This is a genomic window from Micromonospora sp. U21, assembly GCF_018070045.1.
In the GTDB taxonomy this organism is placed as follows: domain Bacteria; phylum Actinomycetota; class Actinomycetes; order Mycobacteriales; family Micromonosporaceae; genus Micromonospora.
In genome coordinates, this window is record NZ_JAGPYK010000034.1 from 21,923 (window position 1) to 36,469 (window position 14,547).

A 14,547-nucleotide genomic window follows, 5' to 3' on the forward strand; every position below is an offset into this window, starting at 1 on the left:
CGTGACGTCCACTGTGGAAGCTGTGGCCCGGCTCGGCACCTGGGCCGCCGGGCTCCGCTGGTCCGACGTCCCGGACGCCGTCCGCGACCGGCTCGGGCTGGTGCTGCTCGACTCGCTCGGCGTGACCGTGGTCGGCGCCCGGCAGGCCGAGCAGCGGGCCCTGGTCGCCGCATGGCGTCCCGGGTCCGGGCCCGCGCCGCTGGTCGGGGCCGGCGCGACCACCACCGTCGAGGCGGCAGCCTGGCTGAACGCGACCGCGATGGCGCGGCTCGAGCTCGACGAGGGCCACAAGTACGCGAAGGGTCATCCGGCGGCGCACGGGCTGCCAGCGGTGCTGGCGCTCGCCGCCGACCTCGGCGCCTCCGGTCCGGAGACGATGTCGGCGCTGCTGGCGGCCTACGAGGTGGCGGCGCGTTTCGGCCGGGCCACCACCCTTCGGACCGGCGCGCATCCACACGGCAGCTGGGGCGTCGCGGGCGCGGCGGCCGGCTGTGCGCGGTTGCTCGGCCTGCCCGGTGAGGGCGTCGCCGCAGCGATCGACGCAGGCGCCGGCCTGCCGGTGGCCGGGCACTTCGCCAGCGCGCTGGACGGCAACCCGGTCCGCGACGCCTGGCTGGGAGCCGCCAACGTGTCCGGGTTGGCGGCGGCGCGGATGGCCGCGGCCGGCGTCGCCCGCAACACCGGTACGCCCTCGTTGTCGCTCGGCGACGTGCTCGGCCGGTTCGACCCCGCGCCGCTCACCGACGGGCTCGGCACCCGGTGGGACGTGCAGCTCGGCTATTTCAAGCGGCACGCGTCCTGCTCGTTCACCCACCCGGCGGCTGACGCGGCCCTGCTGATGCGGGCCGACGGGCTGACGCTGGACGCCATCGAGGAGGTCCTGGTCGAGACCCACTCGCTGGCCGGCGGGCTCGGCCGGACGAGTTGGGACAGCCGGTTGGCCGCGCTGTTCTCGACGCCGTTCGTGGTGTCCGCCGCGCTGGTGCACGGCACCGTCGACCCCGCCGTTTCCGCCGACGACCAGCGCGACGACCCGCGCGTACGCGCGTTGGCCGCCAAGGTGGTGCTGCGGGTGGCTCCGGACCTCGACGCCCGACTGCCCGACGAGCGTGCGGCCCGCGTCACCGTCCGCACCCTCGGCGGGCCACCCAAGGTGATTGAGGTGCCCAACCCGGTCGGCGACGCGGCCTACCACCCGATGACCGAAGGCGACGTGCTCGCGCTGCTCGGACGCCTGCTCGACCCCGACACCGTCCGAGCCGTGCACGAGGTCGCCGCCGGCCTGGCTGGCACCACCGACGTCGGGCCCGACCTGCGCCGGCTCGCCGAGATCTAGGAGAGAGACCGTGCGGATCTACGCCGTGACCCCGATCCATGTCGACGCCGAGGAACTGGCTCGCCGGCAGGCGCGCTACGCCGCGCTGTCGCCGCCGGGCATCGACGTCGTGCTGCACGACATCGGAGCGGACGCACCGCGCGCCCTGGACACCAACGCGCAGGTGCGGGAGAGCGAGGCGCTGGTCACCGCGGCGCTGCGCGGCGCGCCGGCCGGCTTCGACGCGCTGCTGCCGGACTGCGTCCTCGACCCCGGTGTGGCGGACCTCGCCGGCACCCTGCCGGTGCCGGTCTTCGGACTGCTCCGTCTCAGCCTCGGCTGGGCCGTGCTGAGCGGGCGCAGGTGCGCGGCGGTGGCCCGCAACCAGGCGATCGCCGACGAGATCACAGCCCGGGCCGGGGTCTACGGGTGGTCGGCCGACCTGCTCGGCGTCGAGGTGCTCGACCTCGACGTGCACGCGATCGCCGACACCTCCCGCTGGGCCAGCACACTTGGCGTTGCCGTCGGCACGCTCGCCGCGGGCGGCGCGCGTTCGGTGATCAACGGCTGCTCGGCCGTCGACCTGCCGGCCGGCGCCAGCCTGCCAGCTCGGGTGGTGGACCCGACCGCCCTGGCGCTGCGGCTGATCGGAGCGGGGGAGGTGGGCGCGTGACCGGGCCGGACCTCGTGGTCGCCGGCGCCGGCGGAGGGCTCGTCGCCGCCCTGCGCGCCGCCCAGCTCGGCCTCGACGTGTTGGTGGTCGAGGCCAGCGAGCACTTCCGCCGAGGCAACAACACCTCGATGTCGACCGCGATGATCCCGGGCGCCGGCTCGCGGTGGCAGCGGGCCGCCGGCGTCGACGACTCGGCCGAGCTGTTCGCGGCGGACGTCGCGCGCAAGACCAAGGGGCAGGGCGACCAGAGGCTCGCCCGTGCGCTCGGCGCGGTGAGCGCCGAGCTGGTCGAGTGGCTGGCTGACAGCGCCGGGCTGGAGCTGTCGCTGGTGACCGACTTCCACTACCCGGGCCACTCGGTCGATCGCTGCCACACCGTCGAGGGCCGGCACGGCACCGTGCTGCTCGACCATCTGGTCCAGCGGCTGGGCAGGGCCGGTATCGACATGCTGGTCCCGGCCCGACTCGTCGACGTGGTCGTCGACGCCGGCGCGGTTCGGGCCGCCGTGGTCGAGCGACCGGACGGCACACGCGAGGAGATCCCGACCGGGGCGGTGCTGCTGGCCACCAACGGCTACGGCGCTGACCGGACCCTGGTCGGCGAGCACCTGCCGGAGATTGCCACGGCGGTCTACCACGGCAGTGAGATGTCCCGTGGCGATGCGCTGCGGATCGGCACCGAGCTCGGCGCGCAGAGCGCCTTGCTCGACGCGTACCAGGGGCATGCCGCCCTTTCGGCCCGCTCCGCGACGCTGGTCGGCTGGGCGACCGTGATGCACGGCGGTGTCCTGCTGGACACCACCGGACGGCGGTTCGGTGACGAGACGACCGGCTATTCCGAGTACGCCGCCGCGCTCGCGGCCCGCCCGGACGCGTTCGGTTGGCTGGTACTGGACCGCCGGATCAGCGACGCCTGCCTCGCGTTCACCGACTTTCGGCAGAGCGTGGAGTCGGGCGCGCTGCTGGACGCTGCCGACGAGGCCGCCCTGTCCTCGGTCACCGGGCTGCCGGCCGAGGCCGTGGCCGCGGAACTCGCCGAGACGGCGGCGGTGGCTCGCGGCGAGCGGGCCGACCGGTTCGGCCGCACCTTTTTCGAAGCACCACTGGAGCCGCCGTACCTCACCGCCCGGGTGGTGCCAGCGCTCTTTCACACCCAGGGCGGCCTGGTGGTCGACGAGCATGCCCGGGTGCTGCGCCCGGGCGGCGCGCCGATCCCCGGCCTCTACGCCTCGGGCGGTGCCGCGGCCGGCATCTCCGGCCATGGCGCGGCCGGTTACCTGGCCGGCAACGGCCTCCTGCCCGCCCTCGGCCTCGCCTACCTCGCGGCGAACCACGTCGCTCGTACCACGGGAGGAAACGCATGAAACTGCTGGAAACCCTGATCAAGAACGTAACCGTGGTCCGGCCCGACGCCGGCTCGCCCGACGGCGACCGGCTCGACATCGGCATCGCCGGCGGCAAGGTGGTGCGGGTGGAGGCCGTCATCCCGGCCGACGAGGCGCAGACCGTCGTGGACGGGCGCGGCCGGATCGCGTACCCGGGCGCGGTCGACGCGCACCAGCACTGGGGCATCTACAACTCGCTGGCCGAGGACACCGCCACCGAGAGCCGCGCCAGCGCCCAGGGCGGCGTGACGACCGGACTGACCTACATGCGCACGGGGCAGTACTACCTCAACCGGGGTGGCTCGTACGCCGAGTTCTTCCCGCACGTGTTGGCCGCCTCGGAAGGACGCTCGTTCATCGACTACGGATTCCACCTCGCGCCGATGATGAAGGAGCACATCGACGAGATCCCGTCGATCATCGAGAACTTCGGCGTCACCTCCTTCAAAATCTTCATGTTCTACGGCAGCCACGGGCTGCACGGGCGGTCCAGCGACCAGAGTTCCTTCCTGATGATCCCGCCGAACGAGCGCTACGACCTCGCTCACTTCGAGTTCGTGATGCGCGGCGTGCAGGCGGCCCGGGAGAAGCTGACCGAGGCGGCGCCGCACGTGTCGCTGTCGCTGCACTGCGAGACCGCCGAGATCATGACCGCCTACACGAAGCTGGTCGAGCAGGACGCATCGTTGCAGGGCCTGGCCGCCTACAGCGCGTCACGACCGCCGCACTCGGAAGGGCTCGCGGTGACGATCGCGGCGTTTCTGGCCGACGAGACCGGGCTGCCCAACATCAACCTGCTGCATCTCTCCTCGCGCAAGGCCCTGCGGGCGGCGATGTTGATGGCCAGGACGTTTCCGCATGTCGACTTCCGGCGCGAGGTCACCCTCGGACACCTGCTGGCCAGTGTGGACAGCGCCCAGGGCCTGGGCGGCAAGGTGAACCCGCCGCTGCGCCCGCAGGAGGACGTGGAGGCGCTCTGGGAGTACGTGCTCGACGGCAGCGTCGACTGGGTGGTCAGTGACCACGCTTGCTGCAAGGACGAGACGAAGTTCGGCGACCCGCGCGACGACATCTTCGCCGCGAAGTCGGGCTTCGGCGGCGCCGAATACCTGCTGCCCGGGCTGGTCTCGGAAGGGCGCAAGCGCGGCCTGTCGCACCAGCGGATCGCGCAGTTGGTCGCCTGGAATCCGGCCCGCCGCTACGGCCTGCCCGGCAAGGGCACCATCGGGGTGGGCTTCGACGCCGACCTGTGCCTCGTGGAGAACACCACCTGGACCGTGCACGCTGCCGACTCCGAGTCGACCCAGGAGTACACGCCGTTCGAGGGCTTCGAACTCGGTGCCCGCGTCACCGACACCTGGGTCCGGGGGCAGCGCGTGCTCGACGCCGGCAACATCGTCGGCACCCCGAGCGGCCGCTACGTGCACCGTCCGTACCAGGGGTGAGCATGTCCAGTGTGAACGACGGACCGCTGGCCGGCCTGCGGGTGCTCGACCTGTCGACCATCCTGGCCGGCCCGCTGGTGGCGCAGCTGCTCGGCGATTTCGGCGCCGAGGTCATCAAGATCGAGCACCCGAGCCGCGGGGACGGCATGCGCGGGCACGGGTTGGCCAAGGACGACCAGCCGCTGTGGTGGAAGATGGTGGCCCGCAACAAACGGACGATCGGGCTCTATCTCGGTGACCCGGCCGGAGCGGAGATCTTCCGTAAGCTCGCCGCCACCGCCGACGTCGTGATCGAGAACTTCCGGCCCGGCACGCTGGAGCGCTGGGGCCTCGGCTACGACGTGCTCTCCGCGGACAATCCGCGGCTGATCCTGCTGCGGGTCACCGGCTTCGGTCAGTCCGGCCCGTACGCGGCGCGGCCGGCCTTCGGCACGCTCGTCGAGTCGATGAGCGGTTTCGCTCACCTGACCGGCGACCCGAACGGCCCGCCGACGTTGCCAGCGTTCGGTCTGGCCGACTCGATCGCCGGGATGGCGGGTGCGGCGGCGGTCTCGATGGCGCTGTTCCAGCGGGAGAAGGACGGCCACGGTCAGGAGATCGACCTCGACCTGCTCAGCCCCATCATGACGGCGGTCGGGCCCGGCGTGATCTACGCCGACCAGCTCGGCGTCGATCAGCAGCGCACCGGCAACCGGTCGGTCAACAACGCGCCGCGCAACACCTACCGGACGACTGACGGGCAGTGGGTGGCCATTTCCACCAGCGCCGACAGCATCGCTCGGCGGGTGCTGACGCTGGTCGGCCATCCGGAGGTGATCGACGAGCCGTGGTTCGCCACCGGACGCCAGCGGGCGCAGCACGCCGACCTGCTCGACGGCTACGTGGGGGAGTGGATCGGGGCGCGGACCCGCGACGAGGTGCTGCGCGCGTTCGAGGAGGCGGGGGCGGCGGTGGCGCCGGTCTACAAGCCGAGCGAGTTGCTCGACGACCCGCAGGTGCGGGCATTGGATCTGGTGACCACGGTGGACGACCCTGACCTGGGGCCGGTCCGGATGCAGAACGTGCTGTGGCGGATGAGCCGCACGCCGGGCCGGATCCGGTTCACCGGGCGCGCACTGGGTGCCGACACCGACGCGGTACTCGGCGACGAGCTGGGCCTGTCGGCGGAGGAGCTGGCGGCCCTGCGGGAACGCGACGTGCTTGGTTAGGTTCCGCCTAGCGGAACGATAAGCATACGAGGACGTGGTGAAGCGGTATGGCTCGCTGGCCCGCGCACAGCAGTTCGCCCGGCTGTTCCTGCTGCCCGGCGTCTACCACTGCGCCGGCGGTCCCGGCGCCGACCGGGTCGACTGGCTCGGCGCGATTCGCGCCTGGACGGAGCGGGGCCAGGCGCCGACCTCGGTGCTGGCCAGCAAGGTGAGCGGTGGCGTGACCAAACGGAACGTCCGGTGTACGAGTACCCGCTGCAGGCCACCTACGACGGCAGCGGTGATCCGAACGCGGTGGCCCACTGGAAGCCGATGCTCGGCCCACGCGGCTGGCGCTGATCGCATCCTGAGCGGGCCCGCGCATCTCGCGCGGGCCCGCTCAGGATCGGTTCCTCGGTTGGGCGAGGAAGCGCAGGTACTCCATCCGGTCGAACGGGTTTCCGTCGGTGCGGGGCCGGCGCGGCGGGTCACCGGACACCGGGCGGTCGCCGCCGGGCACCGACGGCGTTCGAATCAACTTCCGTGGAGTTGTACTCCCGCATTGCGAATTGGCGCCTTGCGCATAAACATCTCGAAGGTAGCTAGAGACAGGGGCTTCGGCATGGGATGGCGGGCCGGAATTGCGCGGATCGCATGCTGGTAGTTGAAAAAGACTGCGGGGTCGTTGGGATATCGGTTGGGTGAAACGCCTGCGAAGGTGCCGGCGACGTGAGCTCGTCGTAGCAGCCCACGCCATTTGTCGGCGCTCGCCGTGCCCACCGAGTCGACGCCGTGGCAGAACAGCCCGAGGTGTAGGTAGTCGTACTCGTCACCGCTGTCGAGATAGCGGTGCACGGCTTCGAGAGACGGCTGGACCGGGAAGGTCGTCCAGTAGGGGACGGCACCGGTGCGTAGCGTCCACCACGGGTCCAGCAGCATGAACGAGTCGATCAGCAGCCGGTCGGCCGGTAGGCCCCGCTGTCGGTGCCACCAGCGGAACAGGTCGGCTATCACCGGACTGAGGTCCTCAGGTTCGTCGAACACCAGCCTCATCAGCCGGTAGCCATTGTGGTCTGCGAAGGCGGCGATGTCGTCGCGGAGCGCCGGCTCGAAGCCCCATTCCGCTTCTGGGCTCTCCGCGTCGGCTGGTGGCGCCTGCCAGCTGCGGACCGAGGCGCCGTAGCGACGAAGATAGTCGGCGACCCGCGGTCCTCCGTCGCGGTATTCCTGCGGTGACATGCCGCCAACGGCACCGAACTGGAACAGGTGTCGCTCGCCAATGCGGGTCGTGGGCCACCGCTGACCGCATTCGGCGGTCAGGATGATGCCGCCTGGTTCGAGGGTGTTGGTGAGAAACTCTTCGTACGCTCGGCCCAACCGGGTGCGTTTGACGCGAAAGTATGCCATTTGGCGCAGCGTGAGCCGGTCCTGGTTGGGGTCGTGCATGTGATGGAGCACGAGGTCGGGGTTGCGGTCGAGTAACGCGCGGGCAGTGGATTCGAACGCGTGTGCGGCCCGCATCGGATCGTCCGGCGAGACCCGACGTTGGCGCACCGGAAGCAGCAGCGTCTGCGGCAGCCACGGCACTCCCGTCGCGGCGCAGAGGTGGATCAGCGCGCCACTAGAGGAGCCGATCACCACGGCGGGGTAGCGGCGGCGCGGGTACAGCGCGGCAACCGATTCGGCCACCGTGTCGATATCAATCCCGGTGATGTCCGACTCCGGGCGTCCCTCGGCGCCGCTGAACACGCTGTAGATCCACTCACGGGAGCGCAGTGGCAGCCTCGCGGCGACCATGGCGGCGGGGCGCAACACCCGCAGGGCGGGTTTGCCCAGCGGCGGCGTGTCACGGCCGTGAAGGAACCGGGCCAACGCAACGACCATCGCGGACGCGGAGTCAAAACCGGCGATCTCGCGGGGCAACTTCATGGGCACCTCCGGTTCACGAGGCGTGCGACCGATTCATGCCCGCCGGTACGGGTACCAAGCACGTCATGCCCGACTTCCCCCGCGACGTGACCACGTCATACCACGACGGGCTCCTCGGTCGCATGCGTAGTCGCTCGGTTGGTGCGGCGAGGCCTGGCATGCCGGAGGTCGTGCTCGTGCAGGGCATGGCGGTAGCCGACTACCTGCTACCGGGCTTGGCCGCGTTCGGCCAGTGGACTCGCGCGCACCTGGTGGAACTGCCCGGGTTCGGCGGCAGCGGCGATCCGCCGCACGAACTGTCGGTGCCGGAGTTCGGCGAGGCCGTGTCCGATTGGCTGACCCGGCGGGATCTCGGCGCCGTTGTCCTGGCGGGGCATTCCAGTGGCACCCAGGTGGCCGCCGAGGCCGCGGTGAACCATCCCGGCGTGGCCGGGCTGGTTCTGGCCAGTCCCACCGTCGACCCCGTCGCCCGCAGCGTGGTGCGGCTGCTCGTGCGCTGGCAGCTTGACGGCCGGCATGAACCTCCGGGCCTGACGGAGTCGCACTGGCCGGAATGGAAACGCGCCGGCCTGCGTCGGCTGGTTCACCTGGTGCGGGCTCATCTGCGGCACGTCATGGAGGAACCATTGGCGCGACTGACCGTGCCGCTGCTGGTCCTGCGCGGCGAAGAGGACCGGCTGAGCACCCGGGAGTGGGGACAGCGACTGACCACCCTTGTGACCGACGGCCGATACGTCGAATGTTCGGGTGCCCACACGTTTCCGTGGCATGACCCGCGGGCCTGGTCGAAACCAGTCCACGGATTCGCCCAGATGGTGAGACCGTAGGACCTGGTCGTGGTGCCCGTCCCGGTCGTGGCGGGGGTTCCCGTCGGACGAGAGGAGTCAGTCCGGGTGATCCGACAACAGGACAACCGGCGTCTGGCCGTCCTGGCCCTGTCACGCCGAGCATGGACAGCGATATTGACCATCACGGCTGGCGCGGTGGCCGCCGTGGTCGCAATGCGCCGCCACGGTCGGTGAGCGGGAGTCTGTCATCGGGACTCGTCCGTGTCCGGTATCTCGGACTACGATCCGCGGCCAGCCTCCACCGGCACGAGCCCACGACGGAGCTGATGAATGTGCCGCCCGGGGTCTTGTTCCGCCGGGCCGCCGTCGGTCACTGAACCGTACCGCGATCATCAGCCGCCGGATATCGCTCTGCCGGCTGGTTACACGATTCGGTGATGACGTGACGGGTAGTCCTCGACGTGGCCGCATCCTCCCCATCTCGACCGGGCAGTCGGGCACCGCTCGTCGCCCTGGGTAGCCGCATCCGGAGCCTGGCCGCCGGTACCCGACGTCGGGGGAGCAGGGCGGGTCGGCTGCGGCGGCGCCAAATGGAGATCATTGCGTTGATCGCGCTGCAGGCGGGGCTCGCGGCGGCCCTCGCCTGGTGGCTGGCGCACGATCTGCTGGGCAACCGTCTGATCGGTGCCGGGTCATGGCAGACGGGCGTCATCGTCGCCCTGGCCATCGCTGTCGCCCTCGGTCTCGCCGGCCGGGGCGGCACCGTCGTCAGCCAGGTGGGCGGCACGGCGGTGCTGATCGCCACGCTCTCCTCAAGCCAACGGAATCTGGAGTTGCTCCGGATCGTCGATGCGGTGACCGGCAGTCTGGTCGGTCTGGTGGTGGTGGCGTTGCTGCTGCCGCTGCCGCTGCACCCTATGCGCATCCTCAACCGGGCGGCCGCGCCGATCTTCGACGCGCTCGGAGCCTATCTCCGCGAGATCGAGACCGCGATGCGCAACAGCGACCCGGAGCGGGCGGTGCGCGCGCTCAAGGGACTACGGGCCATGGGGCCGGACGTGGAGCGGCTTCGCGAAGCACTCAGCGGGCCGAGGAGGTGGTGACGGTCGCACCATGCCGATGGCACTGGCGACAACATATTGAACGTTACCGACGGGGTGTCACCTACATGGTCCGTGTGATCGACGACGGGGAGGCCCTGGCTCGAGGGTCGGCCACGATGATGCAGTACCACGAAAAACTGACCCCGAATCTCCCCGACGCCATCGCATCCCTGGCAGAAGCCGTTCGACAGTTGCATCGGGAGTCGCGAGCCGACAATCCCCACGAACAGACACGACGGCACGCCCTGCGGGCGGCGGAGGAAGCTGGCCGAGCCACTGCGGCGGGATCGCAGAACTTTGGTGTCACCACGGCTACGCAGATTCGGGTGACCGCCAGCGACCTGCTTCGTGCGACCGGCTGCTCCGTGGACGAGGAGCGACGCGGTGACGCTCAGGACCAGCGCCAGTCATCGGGTGCCGGCACAGTGAGGCGATCCTGCGTGCCGGCGACCGAATTCATTCCCAGACCGTCAGGTTCCGAGCGACGAGCGCCCGCCTGCCCTCGAAATCCTGGTACGGTCCCGGCGGCCCGAGGTGGTAGCGCTCGCTGAGCTCTCGGTGGGAGAACCGGATCACGATTCCCTCCAGGGTCACAAGCTGCGGCGGCGCCGGCGCGGACGCGGCCACCGACAGCACGAGCAGGGTCCCGTCGGTCAGATCCAGGTCGCGTACGACGAACGCGGCACCGGTGATGATCCGCTCGACGCTGGCGGTCAGGGTGAGTCGCTCGCCCAACTCCGCCCGGGCGACCGTGCCCGGTGCGGTGGTGGGCACCGGCTTGGGAGTGGGTTGTGGAGCCGCACCCGTGCAACCCGCTGCGAGCAGGACCGCCACCGGGATTGCTGCCAGTGCCGGGCGCACCCGGCCGTACCGTCGGTCCATCCGTGGTTCCTCCCCCCGTCGTGCCGTGTGTTCAAGAACTTCCCGGGCATGTGGCGGCACGACCGCGGAACCGTGACGTTTGCGTGACGATCCCGCCAGCCATGACGGGAACACTGAGCTGGCGCTGGGATTCACGGTGGCCGGTTGGCGTCGAGCATCGATACGTTGGAGAGCCCGCTGTCCCCGGTGTCGTGCCAACGCGCGGCCTTCGGGATACTTTCGTCGCGTCACCGTGTGCCGTGTCCGCAAGGAGTTGACTGAACCGGACGGGCGGTCAGCCGGCTTCGGAGCGGTCCACAACGCCGGGCAGTGGGGTGCTTCCCGGGAAGGCGCGGTCGAGGAGCGTGACCCCCTCGTGGGGATGTGCCTGGTCGACCAGTTCCGACCGGGAGGCGCGCTTCTCGGCACGGTCGACGCCCATGGCCCGGTTGCGGTGTTGCTCCAGGGCGGGGTCGCACTGCCGTCGCGGTTGAACGACCACATCAGCATCGGCTCGCCGAACGGCAGGCCGTCGGCCGGACCGGTGTCGAGGCGGCCCACCCGCGCGTCAATGGAAGGGGCTCGCACTGCTGTTGGTCGGCGTACCTCGGAGGACGGGACGGAGGCGGGGCCGTGACCTGCCGTCATCTTCGCACTAGGCTTCCCGGCAGCCGAAGCGAGGAGGCGAGATGGCGGTCGATCCCACCGGCGGCGACCTGCGGGACTTTCTGACGGAGGATTCGCAGGCACCTGTGGTCATGCTCAACCTGCTGCGGTTTGCTGATGGCGGCCGTGATTCCTACGCACAGTACGCCGCGGAGCTGCGAAAGACGTTCCTGCCCCGCTACGGCGGCGAGGTGATCTACGCCGGCGAGGGCGGTCGGGCATTGGTGGCCGAGGACGGTCAGGCATGGGACGTCGTCCTGCTGGTCCGGTACCCCAGCCGGCAGGCGTTCTGCGCGATGGTCGCCGACCCGGCCTATCAACAGGTCACCCGACTGCGCACGGTTGCCCTGCGAGAGGCCGTGCTGCAGCCCACCGTGCCCTGGTCGCCGTCCTAGAGATCGGCCGGCGGCGTCACCGGGATGACGGGCGATCCCGGCCGGCAGATCCTGCTGGTCGATGTCGCGGCGGGCCCCCCAATACTCATTGGTTTCCTGGCCCTTGCCCCTCTGTTCGCCGTCGCCGTCGAAACACCGCGCCGCACCCCTGTGCACCGGCACGTGGGTGGCGAACCGCACGACGACATCGCAGTTCTGCTGGTCGAGCGCAAACCCGTGGTCTGCTGAGCGACGAGATCTCGTGCTTGGCGATCTTGGATGTGGCTTCCACCATCGCGCAGCGCGACACGAGCCCTTCTTCCTACGCTGGTACTACCTGCGGATCGTCGGCGGCGTCATGCGTGGCCATGGTCTCCTGCCGGCGAGGTTCCTCTCTCAGGATGGCGCAGTGCAGCCAGGTGTCCGGGATGGCGAAACCGTCCACGAGCGTACGCAGGTGCGGGCGTAGCTCTTTGAGCAGGCCGTTCACCACGCCGGTGATGGCCTTGGCGCGGGCTGGCGTGAGTCGGCCGTGCTCCAGAAACCAGCCCTTGTTGGTCTCGATGACGCTGAGCGCGTACAGATCACAGACCCGGGAGAGCAGCGCCCGAACCGCAGGGTCGGCGGTGTCTTCGATGCCGGCGACGAACGCCTCCAGGGTGACCCGGTCGATGTGCGCGGCGGCGACAGCGAGGACGTGGTCCTGCACGTCGTTGAAGAGGTCGAAGGGGTGGCCCGCCTTCGTGGCCGCACCGTTGCGCAGCCGGCGGACCGCGCCGTCGAGGAGGTGCCTCTCGCGGTCCTCAAAGACCTTGAGCTGCCAACCGCGGTCGGTGACGGCGACCTCGTCGTCGCGGCCGGGCACGGCGCTGATCAGCCGCTCGATGAGCGACCGTGCGGCGGTGCGCTCGAGCACCATCTCGCGAACCTGTTCGGCGACGAAGGAGGCCCGCCCCCAGCCGTCCAGCGAGCCGAACGCGTCCCGATAGCCGGTGAGCAGCCCCTTGGCCACCAGTTGCAGCAGCACCGTGTTGTCGCCCTCAAAGGTGGTGAAGACATCGGTGTCGGCCTTGAGGCTGGGCAACCGGTTCTCAGCCAGGTAGCCGGCGCCGCCGCACGCCTCCCGGCACATCTGAATGGTGCGCGTCGCGTGCCACGTCTGCGCGGCCTTGAGCCCGGCGGCACGCGACTCCAGTTCCCGTTGTCGGCGCTCGTCGACCGGCCCGTCGCCGCCCTGAACCTCATTCAGCGCGGCGACCAACTCGGCCTGTGCGAAGTGCAGCGCGTACGTGGTGGCCAGGGCCGGCAGCAGCTTGCGCTGGTGGGCCAGGTAATCGTTGAGCAGTACGTCCCGGCCCGCGTCGGGCGTGCCGAACTGCCGGCGGATGTCGCCGTAGCGCACCGCGATGGTCAGCGCCGACTTGGTGGCCGCCGACGCGGCGCCGCCCACGCTCACCCGGCCGCGAACCAGGGTGCCGAGCATGGTGAAGAAGCGCCGGGAGTCGTTCTCGATCGGGCTGCAGTACGTTCCGTCCTGCGCGACCTGGCCGTACCGGTCCAACAGCATGTCCCGCGGCACCGTCACGTGGTCGAAGCTGAGCCGTCCGTTGTCCACGCCGAGCAGGCCGGCCTTGGGTCCGGCGTCGCCGATGGTCACGCCGGGCAGCGGATTGCCCTGCGCGTCGCGGATCGGGACCAGCCACGCGTGTACGCCGTGCCGCCGCCCGTTGGTGATCAGCTGCGCGAAGACGACCGCCATCCGTCCGTCGCGGGCGGCGTTGCCGATGTAGTCCTTGCGGGCAGCCTCGTGTGGGGTGTGCAGGTCGAAGGTCTGTGTCTGCGGGTCGTACGTGCAGGTGGTGCGCAGTTGCTGGACGTCGGAGCCGTGGCCGGTCTCGGTCATCGCGAAACAGCCGAGGGTCCTGCCGATGATGATGTCCCGCAGGTAGGCGTCGTGGTGTCGCCTCGTGCCGAGGGCGGCGACGGCACCCCCGAACAGGCCCCACTGGACGCCCGCCTTGACCATCAGCGACAGGTCGACCTGAGCCAGCATCTCGCTGGCGACGATCGAGCCGCCGACGTCGCCCTTGCCGCCGTGCTCGGTGGGGAAGGCCGACGCCATGCCCAGCTCGACGGGAAGTTGGGTGAGTAGCCGGCTGATGCGCTCCCGTGCCTGATCACCGGTTTCGCCGTACACCGGAAGGAAACGCGCGTCGAGGTGATCCCGATGCGCGTTGCGGACCGCGGCCCATGGTCCGTCGAGCACGTCGCGCAGGCGAGCGAGGTCGATGTGATCGACCATGGTCCCCCCTCAGCTAATGGGCATATCGGTACCGACCGTGCCCAATCCAGAATACCGGCGCCTCAGTGAGCCGCTGAGGGAGGCCGTGGTGAGACGGGACACCAACCGTGTGTAATCCCACGCCTGCGCGGGTGCCATCCAGGAAGGAGTTGGGCGCTGGCTCAATGAGGGACGCTCTCCTCACGTAGGCGCCGATATCAGGAGTCGCGGCGCGACCCGCAGGGGAGATCACTCGAGTGGGCCGCGATGGAATATGACAGTTGCATGACAGTTCTTTATCAACCCCGTCAAATTCTGGAACCGCTCTCCAATAAGGTGTCGACGCGCTGGTGAGGCCCGTTCGAGCGGGACGATCGGCGCAGGTGGCGCGCAACCTGCGCGGTCCGACCAGTGTGGGTGATGGGTCTCACGACATGTGCGGACGACCAATCCGACACCGGTACTCGCAAATTTTTGTGTGGATATCCACAACCCTGCGGCGTCGACTGGATTTGTCGCGATGACGTCGGTAGGTTTCGC

The 14,547-nt window shown here is 70.1% G+C and carries 12 protein-coding genes and 1 pseudogene; 10 read left to right on the forward strand and 3 right to left on the reverse strand.

Features of this window, described 5'->3' with window-relative positions; genetic code table 11:
• Position 1 precedes the first annotated feature (1 nt).
• From KBX63_RS36555 to KBX63_RS36910, 6 genes and pseudogenes are all read left to right on the forward strand, one after another.
• Positions 2–1,336 carry an MmgE/PrpD family protein gene (locus KBX63_RS36555; protein ID WP_210916892.1) on the forward strand — a complete coding sequence of 445 codons (1,335 nt, stop codon included), beginning with the start codon at positions 2–4 and terminating at the stop codon, positions 1,334–1,336.
• 10 nt (positions 1,337–1,346) lie between these two features.
• Positions 1,347–1,988 (forward strand): aspartate/glutamate racemase family protein, encoded by a 642-nt coding sequence (locus KBX63_RS29530; protein ID WP_210916894.1) that lies wholly within the window; start codon positions 1,347–1,349, stop codon positions 1,986–1,988.
• Positions 1,985–3,352, forward strand: a complete 1,368-nt coding sequence (locus tag KBX63_RS29535) for an FAD-binding protein (protein WP_210916897.1) — start codon at positions 1,985–1,987, stop codon at positions 3,350–3,352. The genes KBX63_RS29530 and KBX63_RS29535 overlap by 4 nt, the downstream gene beginning before the upstream one ends.
• On the forward strand, positions 3,349–4,818 hold the full coding sequence (locus KBX63_RS29540) for a dihydroorotase family protein (RefSeq protein WP_210916899.1): 1,470 nt from the start codon (positions 3,349–3,351) through the stop codon (positions 4,816–4,818). The genes KBX63_RS29535 and KBX63_RS29540 overlap by 4 nt, the downstream gene beginning before the upstream one ends.
• 11 nt (positions 4,819–4,829) lie before the next feature.
• Positions 4,830–6,026 (forward strand): CoA transferase, encoded by a 1,197-nt coding sequence (locus KBX63_RS29545; protein WP_307871884.1) that lies wholly within the window; start codon positions 4,830–4,832, stop codon positions 6,024–6,026.
• 37 nt (positions 6,027–6,063) lie between these two features.
• Positions 6,064–6,240: pseudogene (locus KBX63_RS36910) on the forward strand (tannase/feruloyl esterase family alpha/beta hydrolase); the annotation flags it as partial.
• 299 nt (positions 6,241–6,539) lie between these two features.
• On the opposite strand, the gene KBX63_RS35670 reads toward KBX63_RS36910, so the two are convergent.
• Positions 6,540–7,934 (reverse strand): hypothetical protein, encoded by a 1,395-nt coding sequence (locus KBX63_RS35670; RefSeq protein ID WP_247663617.1) that lies wholly within the window; start codon positions 7,932–7,934, stop codon positions 6,540–6,542.
• A gap of 158 nt (positions 7,935–8,092) precedes the next feature.
• On the opposite strand from KBX63_RS35670, the gene KBX63_RS29555 reads away from it, so the two are divergent.
• The gene (locus tag KBX63_RS29555) at positions 8,093–8,761 is read left to right on the forward strand and encodes an alpha/beta fold hydrolase (RefSeq protein WP_374102281.1); all 669 of its coding nucleotides are present in this window, start codon (positions 8,093–8,095) and stop codon (positions 8,759–8,761) included.
• Between the two features lie 551 nt (positions 8,762–9,312).
• A complete protein-coding gene (locus tag KBX63_RS29560; protein ID WP_210916907.1) occupies positions 9,313–9,825 on the forward strand; it encodes a hypothetical protein in 513 nt (170 codons plus the stop codon).
• A gap of 456 nt (positions 9,826–10,281) precedes the next feature.
• Here KBX63_RS29560 and KBX63_RS29565 read toward each other — a convergent pair whose 3' ends face one another.
• A complete protein-coding gene (locus KBX63_RS29565) occupies positions 10,282–10,707 on the reverse strand; it encodes a hypothetical protein (RefSeq protein ID WP_210916908.1) in 426 nt (141 codons plus the stop codon).
• Positions 10,708–11,375: 668 nt separating this feature from the next.
• On the opposite strand from KBX63_RS29565, the gene KBX63_RS29570 reads away from it, so the two are divergent.
• Both KBX63_RS29570 and KBX63_RS29575 read left to right on the forward strand, forming a co-directional pair.
• Complete coding sequence (locus KBX63_RS29570; RefSeq protein ID WP_210916909.1) at positions 11,376–11,747, forward strand: DUF1330 domain-containing protein; 372 nt, start codon at positions 11,376–11,378, stop codon at positions 11,745–11,747.
• 24 nt (positions 11,748–11,771) lie between these two features.
• Positions 11,772–11,975, forward strand: a complete 204-nt coding sequence (locus tag KBX63_RS29575) for a hypothetical protein (protein WP_210916910.1) — start codon at positions 11,772–11,774, stop codon at positions 11,973–11,975.
• 73 nt (positions 11,976–12,048) lie between these two features.
• Here the strand turns inward: KBX63_RS29575 and KBX63_RS29580 are convergent, their stop codons facing one another.
• Positions 12,049–14,028, reverse strand: coding sequence for an acyl-CoA dehydrogenase (locus KBX63_RS29580; RefSeq protein ID WP_210916912.1), 1,980 nt, complete (start codon positions 14,026–14,028; stop codon positions 12,049–12,051).
• Positions 14,029–14,547: the final 519 nt, after the last annotated feature.

Bases quoted from the DNA above. Each gene is read 5' to 3' on its own strand.
- KBX63_RS29565 (WP_210916908.1), bottom strand. From the start codon at position 10,707: ATGGACCGACGGTACGGCCGGGTGCGCCCGGCACTGGCAGCAATCCCG.
- KBX63_RS29560 (WP_210916907.1), top strand. From the start codon at position 9,313: ATGGAGATCATTGCGTTGATCGCGCTGCAGGCGGGGCTCGCGGCGGCC.
- KBX63_RS29555 (WP_374102281.1), top strand. From the start codon at position 8,093: ATGCCGGAGGTCGTGCTCGTGCAGGGCATGGCGGTAGCCGACTACCTG.
- KBX63_RS29570 (WP_210916909.1), top strand. From the start codon at position 11,376: ATGGCGGTCGATCCCACCGGCGGCGACCTGCGGGACTTTCTGACGGAG.
- KBX63_RS29575 (WP_210916910.1), top strand. From the start codon at position 11,772: ATGACGGGCGATCCCGGCCGGCAGATCCTGCTGGTCGATGTCGCGGCG.
- KBX63_RS29580 (WP_210916912.1), bottom strand. From the start codon at position 14,028: ATGGTCGATCACATCGACCTCGCTCGCCTGCGCGACGTGCTCGACGGA.
- KBX63_RS29540 (WP_210916899.1), top strand. From the start codon at position 3,349: ATGAAACTGCTGGAAACCCTGATCAAGAACGTAACCGTGGTCCGGCCC.
- KBX63_RS35670 (WP_247663617.1), bottom strand. From the start codon at position 7,934: ATGAAGTTGCCCCGCGAGATCGCCGGTTTTGACTCCGCGTCCGCGATG.